General features: G+C 64.3%; 13 protein-coding genes. 12 read left to right on the top strand and 1 reads right to left on the bottom strand.

Annotated features, from left to right (window positions below):
• Nucleotides 1-34: 34 nt before the first annotated feature.
• The 9 genes from AC5STI_RS13785 (at nt 35) to AC5STI_RS13745 (ending at nt 11,324) form a co-directional block, all read left to right on the top strand.
• Nucleotides 35-1,582, top strand: a complete 1,548-nt coding sequence (locus tag AC5STI_RS13785) for a PAS-domain containing protein (RefSeq protein WP_495447072.1) — start codon at nt 35-37, stop codon at nt 1,580-1,582.
• A 50-nt stretch (nt 1,583-1,632) separates the two neighbouring features.
• Nucleotides 1,633-2,109: a tRNA (adenosine(37)-N6)-threonylcarbamoyltransferase complex ATPase subunit type 1 TsaE gene (gene tsaE / locus AC5STI_RS13780; protein WP_475048563.1), complete on the top strand. Its 477-nt coding sequence runs from the start codon at nt 1,633-1,635 to the stop codon at nt 2,107-2,109.
• Nucleotides 2,106-3,104 (top strand): aminoglycoside phosphotransferase family protein, encoded by a 999-nt coding sequence (locus tag AC5STI_RS13775; protein WP_495447071.1) that lies wholly within the window; start codon nt 2,106-2,108, stop codon nt 3,102-3,104. Before tsaE ends, AC5STI_RS13775 begins: the two co-directional genes overlap by 4 nt.
• Nucleotides 3,104-3,796, top strand: a complete 693-nt coding sequence (locus AC5STI_RS13770) for a nucleotidyltransferase family protein (protein WP_495447070.1) — start codon at nt 3,104-3,106, stop codon at nt 3,794-3,796. The genes AC5STI_RS13775 and AC5STI_RS13770 overlap by 1 nt, the downstream gene beginning before the upstream one ends.
• A complete protein-coding gene (gene addB, locus AC5STI_RS13765) occupies nt 3,786-6,719 on the top strand; it encodes a double-strand break repair protein AddB (RefSeq protein ID WP_495447069.1) in 2,934 nt (977 codons plus the stop codon). The genes AC5STI_RS13770 and addB overlap by 11 nt, the downstream gene beginning before the upstream one ends.
• Nucleotides 6,716-10,069, top strand: a complete 3,354-nt coding sequence (addA, locus tag AC5STI_RS13760) for a double-strand break repair helicase AddA (RefSeq protein WP_495447068.1) — start codon at nt 6,716-6,718, stop codon at nt 10,067-10,069. Before addB ends, addA begins: the two co-directional genes overlap by 4 nt.
• 62 nt (nt 10,070-10,131) lie before the next feature.
• Nucleotides 10,132-10,452 (top strand): thioredoxin, encoded by a 321-nt coding sequence (gene trxA / locus AC5STI_RS13755; RefSeq protein WP_421052842.1) that lies wholly within the window; start codon nt 10,132-10,134, stop codon nt 10,450-10,452.
• 156 nt (nt 10,453-10,608) lie between these two features.
• The gene (locus AC5STI_RS13750; protein ID WP_495447067.1) at nt 10,609-10,956 is read left to right on the top strand and encodes a Lin0512 family protein; all 348 of its coding nucleotides are present in this window, start codon (nt 10,609-10,611) and stop codon (nt 10,954-10,956) included.
• Nucleotides 10,953-11,324, top strand: coding sequence for a Lin0512 family protein (locus AC5STI_RS13745; RefSeq protein ID WP_495447066.1), 372 nt, complete (start codon nt 10,953-10,955; stop codon nt 11,322-11,324). The genes AC5STI_RS13750 and AC5STI_RS13745 overlap by 4 nt, the downstream gene beginning before the upstream one ends.
• 52 nt (nt 11,325-11,376) lie before the next feature.
• Here AC5STI_RS13745 and AC5STI_RS13740 read toward each other — a convergent pair whose 3' ends face one another.
• On the bottom strand, nt 11,377-11,568 hold the full coding sequence (locus AC5STI_RS13740; protein ID WP_475048551.1) for a DUF1127 domain-containing protein: 192 nt from the start codon (nt 11,566-11,568) through the stop codon (nt 11,377-11,379).
• 221 nt (nt 11,569-11,789) lie between these two features.
• Here AC5STI_RS13740 and hslV point away from each other — a divergent pair, with 221 nt between their 5' ends.
• From hslV to AC5STI_RS13725, 3 genes are all read left to right on the top strand, one after another.
• Entirely contained in the window at nt 11,790-12,347 is a 558-nt protein-coding gene (hslV, locus tag AC5STI_RS13735; RefSeq protein ID WP_495447065.1) for an ATP-dependent protease subunit HslV, read from the top strand.
• Between the two features lie 65 nt (nt 12,348-12,412).
• Nucleotides 12,413-13,723: an ATP-dependent protease ATPase subunit HslU gene (gene hslU, locus AC5STI_RS13730; protein WP_475048545.1), complete on the top strand. Its 1,311-nt coding sequence runs from the start codon at nt 12,413-12,415 to the stop codon at nt 13,721-13,723.
• 79 nt (nt 13,724-13,802) lie between these two features.
• Nucleotides 13,803-14,918 carry an alpha/beta hydrolase gene (locus tag AC5STI_RS13725; protein ID WP_495447064.1) on the top strand — a complete coding sequence of 372 codons (1,116 nt, stop codon included), beginning with the start codon at nt 13,803-13,805 and terminating at the stop codon, nt 14,916-14,918.
• The last annotated feature ends 9 nt before the right edge of the window (nt 14,919-14,927 follow it).

Here is a 14,927-nt window from a genome sequence, read left to right as displayed (position 1 = left end):
GCGGGTAAACGAGAGCTGAACTGGGCAGAACGAGATGCAGAACTTCGCTTCGATCGAATGGTTTGTACTGGTAGCGCTGTGCGCTGCAACGGCTGCTGCCGCGGTCTGGTGGCTGTCGCCCACACACCGCCGCCGCGGCATGGAGCATGACCTGCTGGCCGCCGATGGCCGCACCGATGCGGTGTTCCTGTTCGATGACAACAGCCTGATCGGCTGGTCCTCGGGCGCGCGCAAATTCATCGGCGACCAGGCTGAAAACTTTGACTGGGGCATGCTGCGCGACCAGCTCGCCCGCAGCTACCCGGGCCTGCCGCAATCACCCGGTTTCCTCAAGGATGTCGGCCCGCTGGTTCTGTCCGGCACTGCCGCCGCTGAAAGCCGCGAAGCGCATTGCGAATGGATTGACGGGGTGACCCGGGTGCAGCTGCGCCGCAGCACCTTGGAGGAACAGAACAAATCCCTCGATCAGGAACTGACCACCCTGCGCGCCGCCGTGCATCAGGCGCCCTATCCGGTCTGGCTGCAATCGGAAGATGGCAATGTCACCTGGTCCAACCTCGCCTACGATGATCTCAGCCAGAAGATTCGTGGACGCAACACGGATTTTGCCGCGCCCCTGTTCACCGATCTCCATGACCCGATGACCAGCGGCAAGCCGGAACGGATCTCAATCCCTCTGCCGGAAAGCAAGAAGAAACTTTGGTATAACGTCTCGACCACCGAAACAGAGGCCGGCTGGCTGTGCCACGCTGTCGACGTGAACGCCGTGGTCGATGCGGAAGTGGCCCAGCGCAATTTTGTGCAAACCCTGGCCAAGACCTTTGCCCAGCTGTCGATTGGCCTCGCGATCTTTGACCGCAACCGCCAGCTGGTGCTGTTCAACCCGGTGCTGATCGACCTCACCGCCCTGCCCGCCAATTTCCTCAGCTCGCGGCCCAATCTGCTCACCTTCTTTGACCGGTTGCGCGATCAGAGGATGATGCCCGAACCCAAAAGCTATTCCAGCTGGCGCCACCAGATGGCCGACCTGCTGGAAGCCGCCGCCGAAGGCCGGTACCAGGAAACCTGGTCGCTGCCGTCGGGTTCCGTCTACAAGGTGTCAGGCCGCCCGCATCCGGACGGCGCCATCGCCTTCCTGTTCGAGGACATCACCGCCGAGGTGACCCTCACCCGCCAGTTCCGCTCGGAGCTGGAAATGGGCCAGTCGATCCTGGACCAGATGGACGAAGCGATCGCGGTCTTTGCCAGCGACGGCACGATGACCTTCTCCAACACCGCCTATGGCAGTCTGTGGCAGATGGATCCGGAAACGAGCTTTGCCAAAGTCTCGATCATGGATGCCAGCAGGGTTTGGCAGAACACCAGCGCCCCGACCCCGGTCTGGGGAGAGATCCGCGACTTTGTCGCCGGCTACGAAGGGCGGGAGGAATGGTGGTCCCGCGTCCAGCTGCGCGATGGCACCCCTCTGGTCTGCAAGGTCTCGGCGATCCAGAACGGCGCCACAATGGTAAGCTTCCGCCCGCCGGAAACCACTGCCCTGCCGGCAAGCCAGGAGCGTTTCCCCGCCATCACCCAGGGCTGATCAGGGGAAACCCGCTTGCAGCAGTCCGGCGGCGGCGGCATTGTACCGCCATGACCACGCACACCGCGGCCTGCACGCTGAACTCACCGGATGAAACGGCCCGCTTGGCCGCACAAATCGCCGGGGCCCTGCGCCCCGGCGATTGCCTGCTGCTGGAGGGGGTGATCGGTGCCGGTAAGACCCACTTCGCCCGCCACTTGATACAATCTCTGATGGAAGTCCCGGAGGATGTGCCCTCCCCCACCTTCACTCTGGTGCAGACCTATGACGTGCCCGCCGGCGAGCTGTGGCACACCGATCTCTACCGGCTGTCCTCGCTGGATGAACTGGAGGAGCTGGGCTTGACCGAAGCGTTTGAAACCGCGATCTGCCTGGTCGAATGGCCCGACCGGCTAGCTGAGCTGACCCCTCCCCATGCCATGCACCTGACGCTGGCGCTGGACCCCGATCATGAAGACCGCCGCCATCTGACACTCCGCTGGAGCGATCCGAAATGGCAGCCCCTGATGGAGCGCATCTGCGCATGACCGACCGCAGTAAACTTTGCGAATCCTTCCTGTCCGCAACACCTTATGCCGGCTGGCAGCGCGGCCCGCTCGCCGGCGACGCCTCCAACCGGCGCTACGAGCGGCTGACCGCCGCCGGCGGCGAAACCGTGGTGCTGATGGACGCCCCGCCGGAGAAGGGCGAGGACGTCCGCCCCTTCATCAGCGTCGCCCGATATCTGCGGGACCAGGGCCTCAGCGCCCCGGAAATCCTGGCCGAGGACATTGAACACGGCTTCTTGCTGCTGGAGGACTTGGGTGACGATCTGTACGCCCGGGTCATCCTGCGCGAACCGGCGCTGGAAAAGGAGCTATACGAAGCGGCAACCGATGCGCTGGTGGCGTTGCACCAGGCGCCGATGCCGGATCTTGAGCCCTATGGCCCGCGGATGATGGCAGAGATGTCCGGACTGGCGCTGTCGAAATACCGCGCCGGTATCCTCGGCAGCCAGGATGAGGATCTGCAGGCCCGGTTCGAGGACTTGTTCGAAGACATTCTGCGAGAGACCGTCAAAGGCGATCCGGTGCTGGTGCAGCGCGACTATCACGCCGAGAACTTGCTGTGGCTGCCGGACCGCGAGGGCGTCGCCCGCGTTGGCCTGTTGGATTTCCAGGACGCCCGCGCCGGCCACCCGGCCTATGATCTGGTGTCGCTGCTGCAGGATGCCCGCCGCGACGTGCCCGCCGGCATCGAAATGCAGATGATCGCCCGCTATATCGCGGCAGCCGGCACCGATGAGTCCGGCTTCCGCACCGCGTATACCGTCCTCGGCGTGCAGCGGAACCTGCGCATTCTCGGCGTCTTTGCCCGGCTCAGCATGGATTACGGCAAACCCCATTACGTGGATCTGATCCCGCGGGTCTGGGACCATTTCATCCGCGGGCTGGAGCACCCGGCGCTGGCCCGGATCGGCGCTTTGCTGCGCGAGAGCCTGCCCGCCCCCACCCCGGAAAACCTGGACAAACTGAGGCCCTGATGCAGCGCTCCCCCGATGCCGTCATGCTGTTTGCCGCCGGCTTTGGCACCCGGATGCGGGAGCTGACCCGCGACAAGCCGAAACCGATGATCGAGGTGGCGGGCCGCCCGCTGATCTCCCACGCGCTGGAGCTCGTGCGCGAAGCAGGCCCGGCCCGGATCGCCGCCAACTTGCATTACAAGCCGGAGCCGCTGAAAGCCCTGTTAGAGCCTGAAAACGTGCTCCTCAGCCTGGAAATACCTGACATCCTCGACACCGGCGGCGGGCTGCGCCAGGCCCTGCCGCTGCTGGGGGACGGCCCGGTCTTCACCATGAACACCGACGCCATCTGGAAAGGCCCGAATCCGCTGCAGCTGGCGCAGAAGGCCTGGGATCCGAAGCGCATGGATGCGCTGCTGGTTTGCGTGCCGCTGGCCCGTGCCGTTGGCCGCACCGGGAGCGGAGACTTCTCGGCGGACGCCGAGGGGCGTATCAGCCGCGGCGGTGATCTGGTCTATGGCGGCGTGCAGATCCTGAAAACGGAAGGGCTGCACCAGGTTGAAGACAAGGTTTTCTCCCTCAACGTACTCTGGAACCAGATGGCCGCAGCGGACCGCCTGTTTGCGCTGGAATATCCCGGCCGCTGGTGCGATGTGGGCCATCCCGAAGGGATCACACTGGCCGAGGACCTGATTGCCGCAGATGATGTTTGAACCGTCCGCCAAACCGCGTCTGTTTGCCGTACCCTGCGGCGTTGATTTCCCGCGAGCGCTGGTCAAAGGCCTGCGCAACCGCAGCCAGGGCCTGCCACCTGAGGCGCTGGCCAGGGCGGAGCTGATTGTCAACACCGCCCGCATGGCCCGCCGGGTGCGCGGCCTGTTCGATGCCGGCCCTGCCATGCTGCTGCCGCGGATGCTCTTGCTGACCGACTTGGCCCAGCGCGCCACGCTGGACGGCCTGCCGCCTGCCCTGCCCCCTTTGCGGCGCCGTCTGGAGCTGTCGCAACTGATTGCGAAACTGCTGGACGCCCAGCCTGATCTGGCTTCCCGCGCCTCGCTTTATGATCTGTCCGACAGCCTGGCTGCGCTGATCGACGAAATGCAGGGCGAAGGCGTCAGCACCGATACGATCCGCGGGCTTGATGTCTCCGACATGTCCGGCCATTGGGCCCGCGCCCAGGCCTTCATTGGCATTGCCGATGAATTCACCGGCCTGCATGAGGGCGCGATGGACGCCCAGGCCCGGCAGCGCCAAGTGGTGCTGAACCTGATCGGCCAGTGGCAGGTAAATCCCCCGCAGCATCCGGTGATCCTGGCCGGCTCCACCGGTTCACGCGGGACCACGCTGATGCTGATGCAAGCCATCGCGCGGCTGCCGCAAGGGGCGGTGGTGCTGCCCGGCTTCGACTTTGACCAACCGGAGCATGTCTGGTCCGGGCTGGATGATCCGCTGATCTCGGAGGATCACCCGCAGTACCGGTTCCACAAGCTGATGAAGGATCTGGAGCTGTCACCGGGCGACGTGCAGCCCTGGACAGAGATCCCGCCGGTCTCTCCAGAACGCAACCGGCTGGTCTCGCTGGCCTTGCGCCCTGCCCCGGTCACCGACGCCTGGATGAGCGAAGGCCCGCTGCTGACCGGTTTGGACACCGCCACCGATAACGTCACCCTGGTCGAGGCCCCGAGCCCCCGCGCCGAGGCGCTGGCCATCGCGCTTCGCCTGCGACAGGCGGCAGAGGACGGACAGACCGCGGCGCTGATCACCCCGGACCGGATGCTGACCCGCCAGGTCTCCGCCGCGCTGGACCGTTGGGACATCCTGCCGGACGACTCGGCCGGCCAGCCGTTGCAGCTGTCGCCGCCGGGCCGCTTCCTGCGCCATGTGGCGGGGCTGTTCTGCAAACCGCTGGCCTGCGACAGTCTGCTGACTTTGCTGAAACACCCGCTGACCCATGACGGCGCGGACCGCGGCAACCACCTGCGCCAGACCCGCGAGCTGGAGCTGTCCCTGCGCCGCAACGGCCCGCCTTTCCCGGATGCCGCCGCCTTTACCGGGTTTGAGAAGGGCCGTGAGCTGACGCCGGGCTGGACGGATTGGCTGGCAGCCTGTTTCGCGGATCAGGAGATTGCCGGCACCCTGCCCCTGACCGGCTGGGTCCAGCGTCTGCGCGGCCTGGCCGAACGCATCGCCGCCGGCAGCCAGGCCGATGGCGCCGGCACGCTGTGGGATAAGAAGGCCGGTCAGACCGCCCTCGCCTGCATCGAAAACCTGGAGGCCGAAGCACCGTACGGCGGCGATATGACTGCCCGTGACTTCGCCGACCTGCTGGGCGCGCTTCTGAGCCAGGGAGAGGTCCGCGACCGCGATGCGCCTTATGGCTCGATCATGATCTGGGGCACGCTGGAGGCTCGTGTGCAAGGCGCCGATCTGGTGATCCTTGGCGGCCTGAACGAAGGCAGCTGGCCCGAGGCCGCCTCACCCGACCCCTGGCTGAACCGCCAGCTGCGCAACCAGGCGGGGCTCTTGCTGCCAGAACGCCGCATCGGGTTGTCGGCGCATGACTTCCAGCAGGCCATCGCCGCGCCCGAGGTCTGGCTGACCCGTGCCGAACGCTCGGAAGAGGCCGACACCGTGCCCTCGCGCTGGCTGAACCGCTTGACCAACCTGCTGTCCGGGCTTCCGGAGCAAGGCGGCCGCGCGGCGCTGGACGCCATGCGCGCCAAGGGCCGCCAGTGGCTTGGCTGGGCGGAAGCGCTGGAAGAACCCACGCCGATCCCGCAATATCGCCGCCCGTCTCCCTGCCCGCCTGTGGCCGCCCGCCCGCGGCGGCTGACGATCACCGAAATTCCGCGGCTGATCCGCGATCCTTATGCGATCTACGCCAAACATGTGCTGCGGCTGAAACCGCTCAACCCGCTGGTGCAAGAGCCCGACGCCCTGCTGCGCGGCATTGTGGTGCATGAGGTGTTCGAGCACTTCATCAAGGACGCCCAAGCCGATCCGTCTCTGCTGACGGCGGAGCAGCTGATCGGCAAGACTCGAGACCTGCTGGAGACCCATGTGCCCTGGCCCGTCGCCCGCATCCTGTGGCACAGCCGCATCCGCAAGATTGCCGGCGATTTCATCCTGGCCGAGCAGGAGCGCCAAGCCCGCGCCAAGCCGGTTGCTTTTGAGGCCAAGGGCAGCGCCCGGCTGGATCCGCTGGATTTCACCATCGCCTGCCGCGCCGACCGGATCGACATGGACGACCGCGGTTTCCTGCATCTCTACGACTATAAGACCGGCACACCGCCCAGCGAGTCGCAGCAGAAGAAGTTCGAAAAACAGCTGCTGATCGAGGCTGCAATGGCCGAGGAAGGCGCCTTTGACGCCCTCGGCCCAGCTGAAGTGGCCCGTGCGCTGTTCATAGGATTGGGCAGTAAACTGAACGAAGTGCGCGCGCCGCTGGAGGATGAGCCCCCCGCAAAGGTCTGGGATGAGCTGCGCACGCTGATCGGAGCCTATTTCGAGCCTAATCAGGGCTATTCCAGCCGCCGCATGGTGCACCGCGACGACATCGCCGGCGATTACGACCACCTCGCGCGCTACGGCGAATGGGACCGCAGCGCCGAACCGCAGCCGGAGGATCTGGCATGACCATCCGCGACGCCGCCTCCGAGGCGCAGTTCCGCGCCGCCCGCCCCGATGCCTCCACCTGGCTGGCGGCCAACGCGGGCTCCGGCAAGACCAAGGTGCTGACCGACAGGGTGGCGCGGCTGCTGCTAAAGGGCGTGCAGCCGCAGCATATCCTCTGCCTCACCTACACCAAGGCTGCCGCCAGCGAGATGCAGAACCGGCTGTTTAAGCGGTTGGGGGAATGGGCGATGCTGGGGGATGCGGCGCTGATCGCAGCACTGACCGAGCTGGGGGAAGTCAACACCGCGGCCGAGGATCTGGCCAAGGCCCGCACCCTGTTTGCCCGCGCCATCGAGACACCGGGCGGGCTGAAGATCCAGACCATCCACTCCTTCTGTTCGTCGCTCTTGCGCCGCTTCCCGCTGGAGGCCGGCGTCAGCCCGCAGTTTTCCGAGATGGACGACCGCGCAGGCCAATTGCTGCGGGCAGAGATCATGGAGGACTTTGCCCAAGGCGCGCAAGCACCGCAGGTCGACGCCCTGGCGCGCCATGTCAGCGACAGCGATTTTGAAACGCTTACCGCCGCCATCTGCCAGCGTCGCGCCGATTTCGGCGAGCCGCTGGACTGGAACGGGCTGCTGGAGCTGTTCGGCCTGCCCGAAGGATTTGACGAGACCGCGCTGGAGGCACTGGTGTTCCTGGGCGGTGAGGAAGAGCTGCTGCAACGTACCCGCGAGATGCTGGGGCAGGGCGGTACCACGGATCAGAAGGCAGCAGCCAAGCTCGCCAGCATCACAAAGCCCACGCTCGCCGATTTGAGCACACTGGAAGACGTCTTTCTGACCGGTGCCAGCGCCAAGGAGCCTTTCACCGCCAAGATAGACAAGTTCCCAACCAAGAAACTGCGCGAATCCCACCTGTCCCTAATGGATCAGCTGGAACCGCTGATGCGGCGGGTCGAGGATGCGCGCGCCAAACGCCTCGCCCTCACGGCCGCCCGCAAGAGCCACGACCTCCACCGCTTTGCTGCCGCCTTCCTGCCGGAATACGAGCGCCGCAAACAGCTGCGCGGCTGGCTCGACTTTGACGACCTGATCCTCAAGGCCCGCCAACTTCTGAATGACCCCGGCGTTGCCGCTTGGGTGCTGTACCGCTTGGATGGCGGAATCGACCACATCCTGGTGGACGAGGCGCAGGACACCAGCCCGGTGCAATGGGACGTGATCGAGAAGCTGGCGCAGGAATTTACCGCCGGCGAAGGCGCGCGCTCGGACGTTGAGCGGACGATCTTTGTGGTCGGCGACAAGAAACAGTCGATCTATTCCTTCCAGGGTGCTGACCCGGATGCATTCGACCGGATGCAGCAGGAGTTCGGCAACCGGCTGGCGGAAACCGGGGCAGGGCTGCAGGATGCCTCGCTCGATTTTTCCTTCCGCTCCTCCGCGGCGATCCTGAAACTTGTGGATCTGGTATTCCGCGAAAGCCCGCGCGCTGGCTTCCGCAAGGAGGCGCTGCACCAAGCCTTCAAATCCGACCTGCCGGGCAGGGTGGATCTGTGGCCGGTGGTCGGCAAGGTCGAGGACGACGAGGATCCAGACTGGACCAGCCCGGTAGACCGGCCCAGCAGCCGCCACCACACGGTGATCCTGGCCGAACGCATCGCGCGCTCGATCAAGCAGATGATTGAAACCGGCGTCACCATCCCCGAGGACGGCCCGGAGCGCGGCACCTTTCAGCGCCGCCCGGTGCAGGCCGGCGACTTCCTGATCCTGGTGCAGCGCCGCTCCGATTTGTTCTCGGAAATCATCCGCGCCTGCAAAAAGGCCGAACTGCCCATCGCCGGCGCCGACCGGCTCAAGGTGGGCGCTGAACTGGCGGTCAAGGATATCGCCGCGCTGCTGCGGTTTCTGGCGCTGCCGGAAGACTCTCTGTCATTGGCGGAGACGCTGAAATCACCGCTGTTCGGCTGGACAGAGCAGGCGCTGTTCGATCTCGCGCACCGGCGGGAGGCGATGTACCTGTGGCCGGCGCTGCGCGAGCGGGCAGGGGAGTTCCCCGAAACCATGGCGGTGCTGGATGACTTGCGCGCCAACGCCGACTTCCTGCGCCCATACGATCTGATCGAGCGCATCCTGACCCGCCATGGCGGCCGTCAGAAACTGCTGGGCCGGCTGGGTCCGGAGGCTGAGGATGGCATCAACGCGCTGCTGTCCCAGGCGCTGGCCTATGAACGCACCGATGTGCCCAGCCTCACCGGCTTCCTGGTCTGGATGCAGACCGATGATCTGGAGATCAAACGCCAGATGGGTGCGGCCGGCAACATGATCCGGGTGATGTCCGTGCATGGCTCCAAGGGGCTGGAAGCGCCGATTGTGATCCTGCCGGACACTGCCAAACGGCAGCCGCCGCGGGATGCGGAAATCATGCTGGCAGGTGGCACTCCGGTCTGGAAAATGCCCAAGGACCAGATGCCGCCTGCGATGCTGGCGGCCCGTGAAGCCGCGCAGGAGAAACTGCAAAACGAACGGCTGCGCCTGTTGTATGTGGCTCTGACCCGGGCGGAAAAATGGCTGATCGTCGCTGCCGCCGGCGAGGTGGGCGAGCAAGGTGACAGCTGGTACCGGCTGACGGAACACGCCATGCGCGACGGCGGTGCGGTGGAATTCGACGCGGAGGGCGGCACCGGCCTGAGGCTGCAGCATGGCGATTGGGACGGCCTGTCGCTGGTCGTGCCCGAAGCGCATGAAGTCGCGAAACATGAGCTGCCGGAGGTCTTCACCCGCCCGGCGAAACCCTATGCAGCGCCGGCGCCGGCGCTCAGCCCTTCCGATCTGGGCGGAGCCAAAGCGCTGCCCGGCGATCAGGGGCTCGATGAGGAGGCCGCCAAGGCCCGCGGCAGCCGGCTGCACCTGCTGCTGGAGCACCTGCCCGGACGGGCGGAAGCAGACTGGCCGCGGCTGGCACAAAACCTGCTGCAAGGAGCCGGCGACTGTGCGGAACTGCTGGCCGAAGCCGACGCTGTTCTGCAAAACACTGCCCTGGCAGATGTGTTTCACCCGGATACGCTGGCCGAAGCCCCTGTCACCGCCGACCTGAACGGTGCCCGCCTGCACGGCATCATCGACCGGCTGGTCGTCACCCCCGAAACGGTCCTTGCGGTGGATTTCAAGTCCAACGCCACCGTGCCGGCAGAGCCTGAACAATGCCCCGAAGGCCTGCTGCGGCAGATGGGGGCCTATGCCCATGCGCTGGCCCTGATCTATCCTGGCCGGACCGTTGAGACCGCGCTGCTCTGGACCCGGACTGCAACCCTGATGCCGCTGCCGCACGAGCTTGTGACTGCGGCATTGAAGCGGCAGTTGGAACCTTGACGATCGGTTAAGCCGTACCTAGGTTCCGACTCCAGTTGCCACACACTCATGGAGACATTCATATGTCCACCGTAGCCGTCACCGACGCCACTTTTGACGCCGAAGTCAAGAACTCCGATATCCCCGTTGTGGTGGATTTCTGGGCAGAGTGGTGCGGTCCCTGCAAACAGATTGGCCCGGCTCTGGAAGAGCTGGCCGCGGAACTCGGCGGCAAGGTGAAAATTGCCAAGGTCGACGTTGATAGCAACCCGAACTCCGCCGCCGCCATGGGCGTGCGCGGCATCCCGGCGCTGTTCATCTTCAAGGACGGCCAGGTGGTCTCTAACCGAGCCGGCGCTGCCCCCAAGGCCGCGCTGCAGAGCTGGATCGAAGAGTCGATCTGAGCCTGATCAAAGTACTCGATTTCGAAGGGCTGTCCCCGCGGGGACAGCCCTTTTTTTGTTTAGCGGGCTCTGGTGTAGCGGCAGGCGCCAAACTGGCTCTTTCCTTTGCCCGGCCGCCCTGCAAGGGTCCCTCCCGGAACAGATACAGGAGGCGACATGGCCAAGACACGGGTCCTGGTGGAATTCGGAATGGGCACATCGCTCAGGCGCGAAGACTACACCGAAGCCGCCCGCCGCGCGATCAGGGACGCGCTGTGGCACAATTCCGTCAACATGGCGGAACTGTTTGATTTCTCAAAAGAAGACATGATCATCGATGCCGAGATCGGAGTTCAGGATCCGGAGGCGGTAGACCAAGACGCGCTCTTGGAGATCTTCCCCTACGGCCGGCCCAGTATCACGGTTGTGAAAGGCGGGCTCGACATAGACAAGCCTCACGGAGGGCGCACGGTGATCGCCAATGCAGCAGTGGTTGTGTCCTTTGACATGGAGGCCGTAAAATGAGCGAAAAGCGCATCATCCTGGAGATGGGCACCGGCAATGATCTGTACGGTCAGGACTATACCAAGGCCGCCCGCCGCGCAGTGCAGGACGCCCTGCATCATTCCTCGATCACGCTGTTTTCCAAACTGGGGATCGATCACAGCGAAATGCGGGTGGAGGTCACCATCGGTGTGCAGCAGCCAGACGCGGTCGATTGCGATCTGGTGGCACAGGACCTGCCGCGTGGCCATGCGAGCGTGCGCGCGGTTAAGGGCGGTTTGGATGTGGAAGATGCCGGCGCCGGCTCCCGCCATGTGGTGGCCACAGCAGCAATCGAGGCCTGGCTGCCGGATCAGGCCGGCAAATACAAAACCAGCACCCCGGAATGAACAAAGCCGCCCGTGGCAGGGCGGCTCATTCAAAGGATCTGGTCATGGAGGATCAGAACTTGGCGATGTCGGAGCGGTCCAGGCCGATGTCTTCCAGCTGGGCATCGGTCAGCTGTGCCAGAACCTTGCGGGTTTCGCGGGCCTCATACCATTCGACGATGGTGTTCTTGACGTTGGCCATTGCGTCGACCACGCGGAGAACGGTGACTGCTCCGAGCGGCGCATGAATGTTTGCGGTCGTCATTTGCGCATATCCTTCTGAGAAACAGCCGACCCTGTGCCGGTTGTGAGCCTCATTTAGGATGCGGTGCCGAGTCCCGCAATTGCCGGTTCGACAGCCCCGATCTGCAATTTCTGCATAGCAGAAAACTGGGGAGCATGTCCTGCAAGGCTGTTGATCCCCGCCGCTCTCTTGTGCCGGCGGGGGGATGGTTCCATATAGGGGGCAACCAAACGGAGACTTACATGGCAGACGATAAATTTCCTGGCTGGCACGGCACCACTATCATCGGTGTCAAGAAGGGCGGCCAGGTGGTTATTGCCGGCGACGGCCAGGTGTCGCTGGGGCAGACCGTGATCAAGGGCACCGCCCGCAAGGTGCGCCGCCTGTCACCCGGCGGTTTCGATGTGGTGGCGGGTTTTGCCGGCTCGACCGCTGACGCGTTTACCCTGCTGGAACGGCTGGAGGCCAAGCTGGAAGCCACGCCCGGCCAGCTGGCGCGGGCCAGTGTCGAGCTGGCCAAGGACTGGCGCACCGACAAATACCTGCAGAAGCTGGAGGCAATGCTGATCGTCACCGACGGCAAGGACATGTTCGTGATTACCGGCGCCGGCGACGTGCTGGAACCGGAACATGATGTGGCGGCCATTGGTTCCGGCGGCAATTACGCGCTGGCAGCTGCCCGCGGGCTGATGGACAGCGACAGGTCCGCCGAAACAGTGGCACGGGACGCCATGGCCATCGCCGCCGATATCTGCGTCTACACCAATGGAAACCTGACCGTCGAAACCATCGGCGGCTAAGAATTTTAAGCAAAATTCTTAGCAAAACTTTTTGCTAAAAGTTTTGCCCCCGGGAAAGGACTGACATGACCGATCTGACCCCCCGCGAAATCGTCTCGGAGCTGGACCGTTTCATTATCGGCCAGAAAGAGGCCAAGCGCGCCGTGGCCGTTGCCCTGCGCAGCCGCTGGCGGCGTAAGCAGCTGGATGACGATCTGCGCGATGAGGTGTACCCGAAGAACATCCTGATGATCGGTCCCACCGGCGTCGGCAAGACCGAGATCTCCCGCCGCCTGGCCAAGCTGGCCCGTGCGCCCTTCATCAAGGTGGAAGCCACCAAATTTACCGAGGTCGGCTATGTCGGCCGGGACGTGGAGCAGATCATCCGCGATCTGGTCGACAGCGCCATTGCTCAGACCCGCGAATACATGCGCGAGGATGTGAAGGCCAGCGCCCACAAGGCGGCCGAGGATCGTGTGCTGGAAGCCATCGCCGGCAGCGACGCCCGCGAGGCCACCCGCGAGATGTTCCGCAAGAAGCTGAAGGCGGGCGAGCTGGACGATACCGTAATCGAGCTGGATGTGGCCGACACCTCCAACCCGATGGGCATGTTCGAAATTCCCGGCCAGCCAGGCGGCGGCAATATGGGGATGCTGAACCTCGGCGATCTGTTCGGCAAGGCGATGGGCGGGCGCACCACCCGCAAGAAACTGACCGTTGCCGAGAGCTATGAGGTGCTGATCGGCGAGGAGGCAGACAAGCTGCTGGATGATGAGACGGTCACCCGCACTGCTCTGGAGTCGGTGGAGCAGAACGGCATTGTCTTCCTTGATGAGATCGACAAAGTCTGCGCGCGCCAGGAAACCCGCGGCGGCGATGTCAGCCGAGAAGGCGTGCAGCGCGACCTGCTGCCGCTGATCGAAGGCACCACCGTCAGCACCAAGCACGGGCCGGTCAAGACCGACCATATCCTGTTCATCGCCTCCGGCGCCTTCCACATTGCCAAACCGTCGGACCTGCTGCCCGAACTGCAGGGCCGTCTGCCGATCCGGGTGAACCTGCGGGCTCTGACAGAGGAAGACTTCGTCCGCATCCTGACCGAGACCGACAACGCGCTGACGCGGCAGTACACTGCGCTGATGGGCACCGAAGAGGTTGCTGTCACCTTTACCGAAGACGGGATCGCGGCGCTGGCCAAGATCGCGGCCGAAGTGAACCAGACGGTCGAAAACATCGGCGCCCGGCGGCTTTATACGGTGATGGAGCGGGTGTTCGAGGAGCTGTCCTTTACCGCGCCGGACCGTTCGGGTGAGGCGGTGACCGTGGATGCGGCCTTTGTGACGAAAAACCTGGGTGAGCTTGGACGCTCAGCCGATCTTAGCCGTTACGTGCTTTAACCCGTCAGCACGGATTGCAACCACTGGACATTGGCGGCAGGTGCAGTAGCCTGCCGCCAGTTCATTGAGGTGGGACGATATGCAAAGGCTGCGCCTGATTTGCGGTGTGATGCTGGTGTTTCTGGCAGCCTGCACTGACCGGTCCTATTCTCCCACCTTTCCTGCGGCACTGAACGTGGGCACCCCCAAAACCGTCTTCGCCGCCACCAACCGCGATCAGCTGCCGGATGGCACCTTTGGCGCGGAGCGGGCAGAGGGGTACAGCCTGCTTGAACTTACCGTTTCAATTCCGCCGGAACATACGCCTGGTTCGTTGAGGTTCGGCTATAGAAACCCGGATCCTGTCACTGAGTTCACCATGGCAGGGCGGAAGACATTTGAAAGCGATGCCGCCTTTGGCGCACGGCTGCAGCAGGAACTGGCCAAGTTCCCGCCAAAGGAACGCGACATCACAGTGTTCGTGCATGGCTTCAACTCCACCCAGGCCGAGACCGCATTCAGGGCGGCCCAGCTGACCCATGACATCGACGTTCCCGGCGCCACGGTCATCTATTCCTGGCCTAGCAAGGGACAGCCGCTGGGCTATGCCTATGACGGCGACAGCGTTCTGTTCGCCCGCGACGGGCTGGAGCAGCTGCTGCGCAAGCTGCGTGTCGCCGGTGCAGGCCGGGTGGTAGTTGTCGCGCATTCCATGGGCGGACTGCTGACAATGGAGACGCTGCGCCAGATTGAAATCCAGACACCGGGGTGGACCTCCAGGAACCTGGGCGGCGTGGTTCTGATGTCGCCGGATCTGGATATCGACGTGTTCAAAACCCAGATGCGCCGTTTCCGAAAGGTGCCTCAGCCCTTCGTGATCTTCGTTTCACGCAAAGACAATGTTCTGACGCTGTCCCAGCGCCTGCGCGGGCTGGACGGGCGCGAGCGGCTCGGCAATCTGAATAATATCGAAGAGCTCAGCAGCTTGCCCGTCGAAATCATCGACACCACCGCTTTTGCCGACGAAGCGGAGTCACAGCACTTTGTTGCAGCCAGCTCGCCGGCGCTGCTGGCGCTGCTGAACGGCGCGCGGCAAACCGCGGACACCTTTGCCGACGACCCGGAGCGTTTGCGGCGCATCCTGCCGGGTCAGATCGTCATTCAGGAGAATGCTATCAAGGTCGCGCTGTCGGGCAGGCCTGCGGACAACAGGTAAAGAGCAGGC

The organism is Leisingera sp. CC-HEC096 (assembly GCF_059429235.1).
This window is presented reverse-complemented; position numbering and strand designations above follow the sequence as displayed.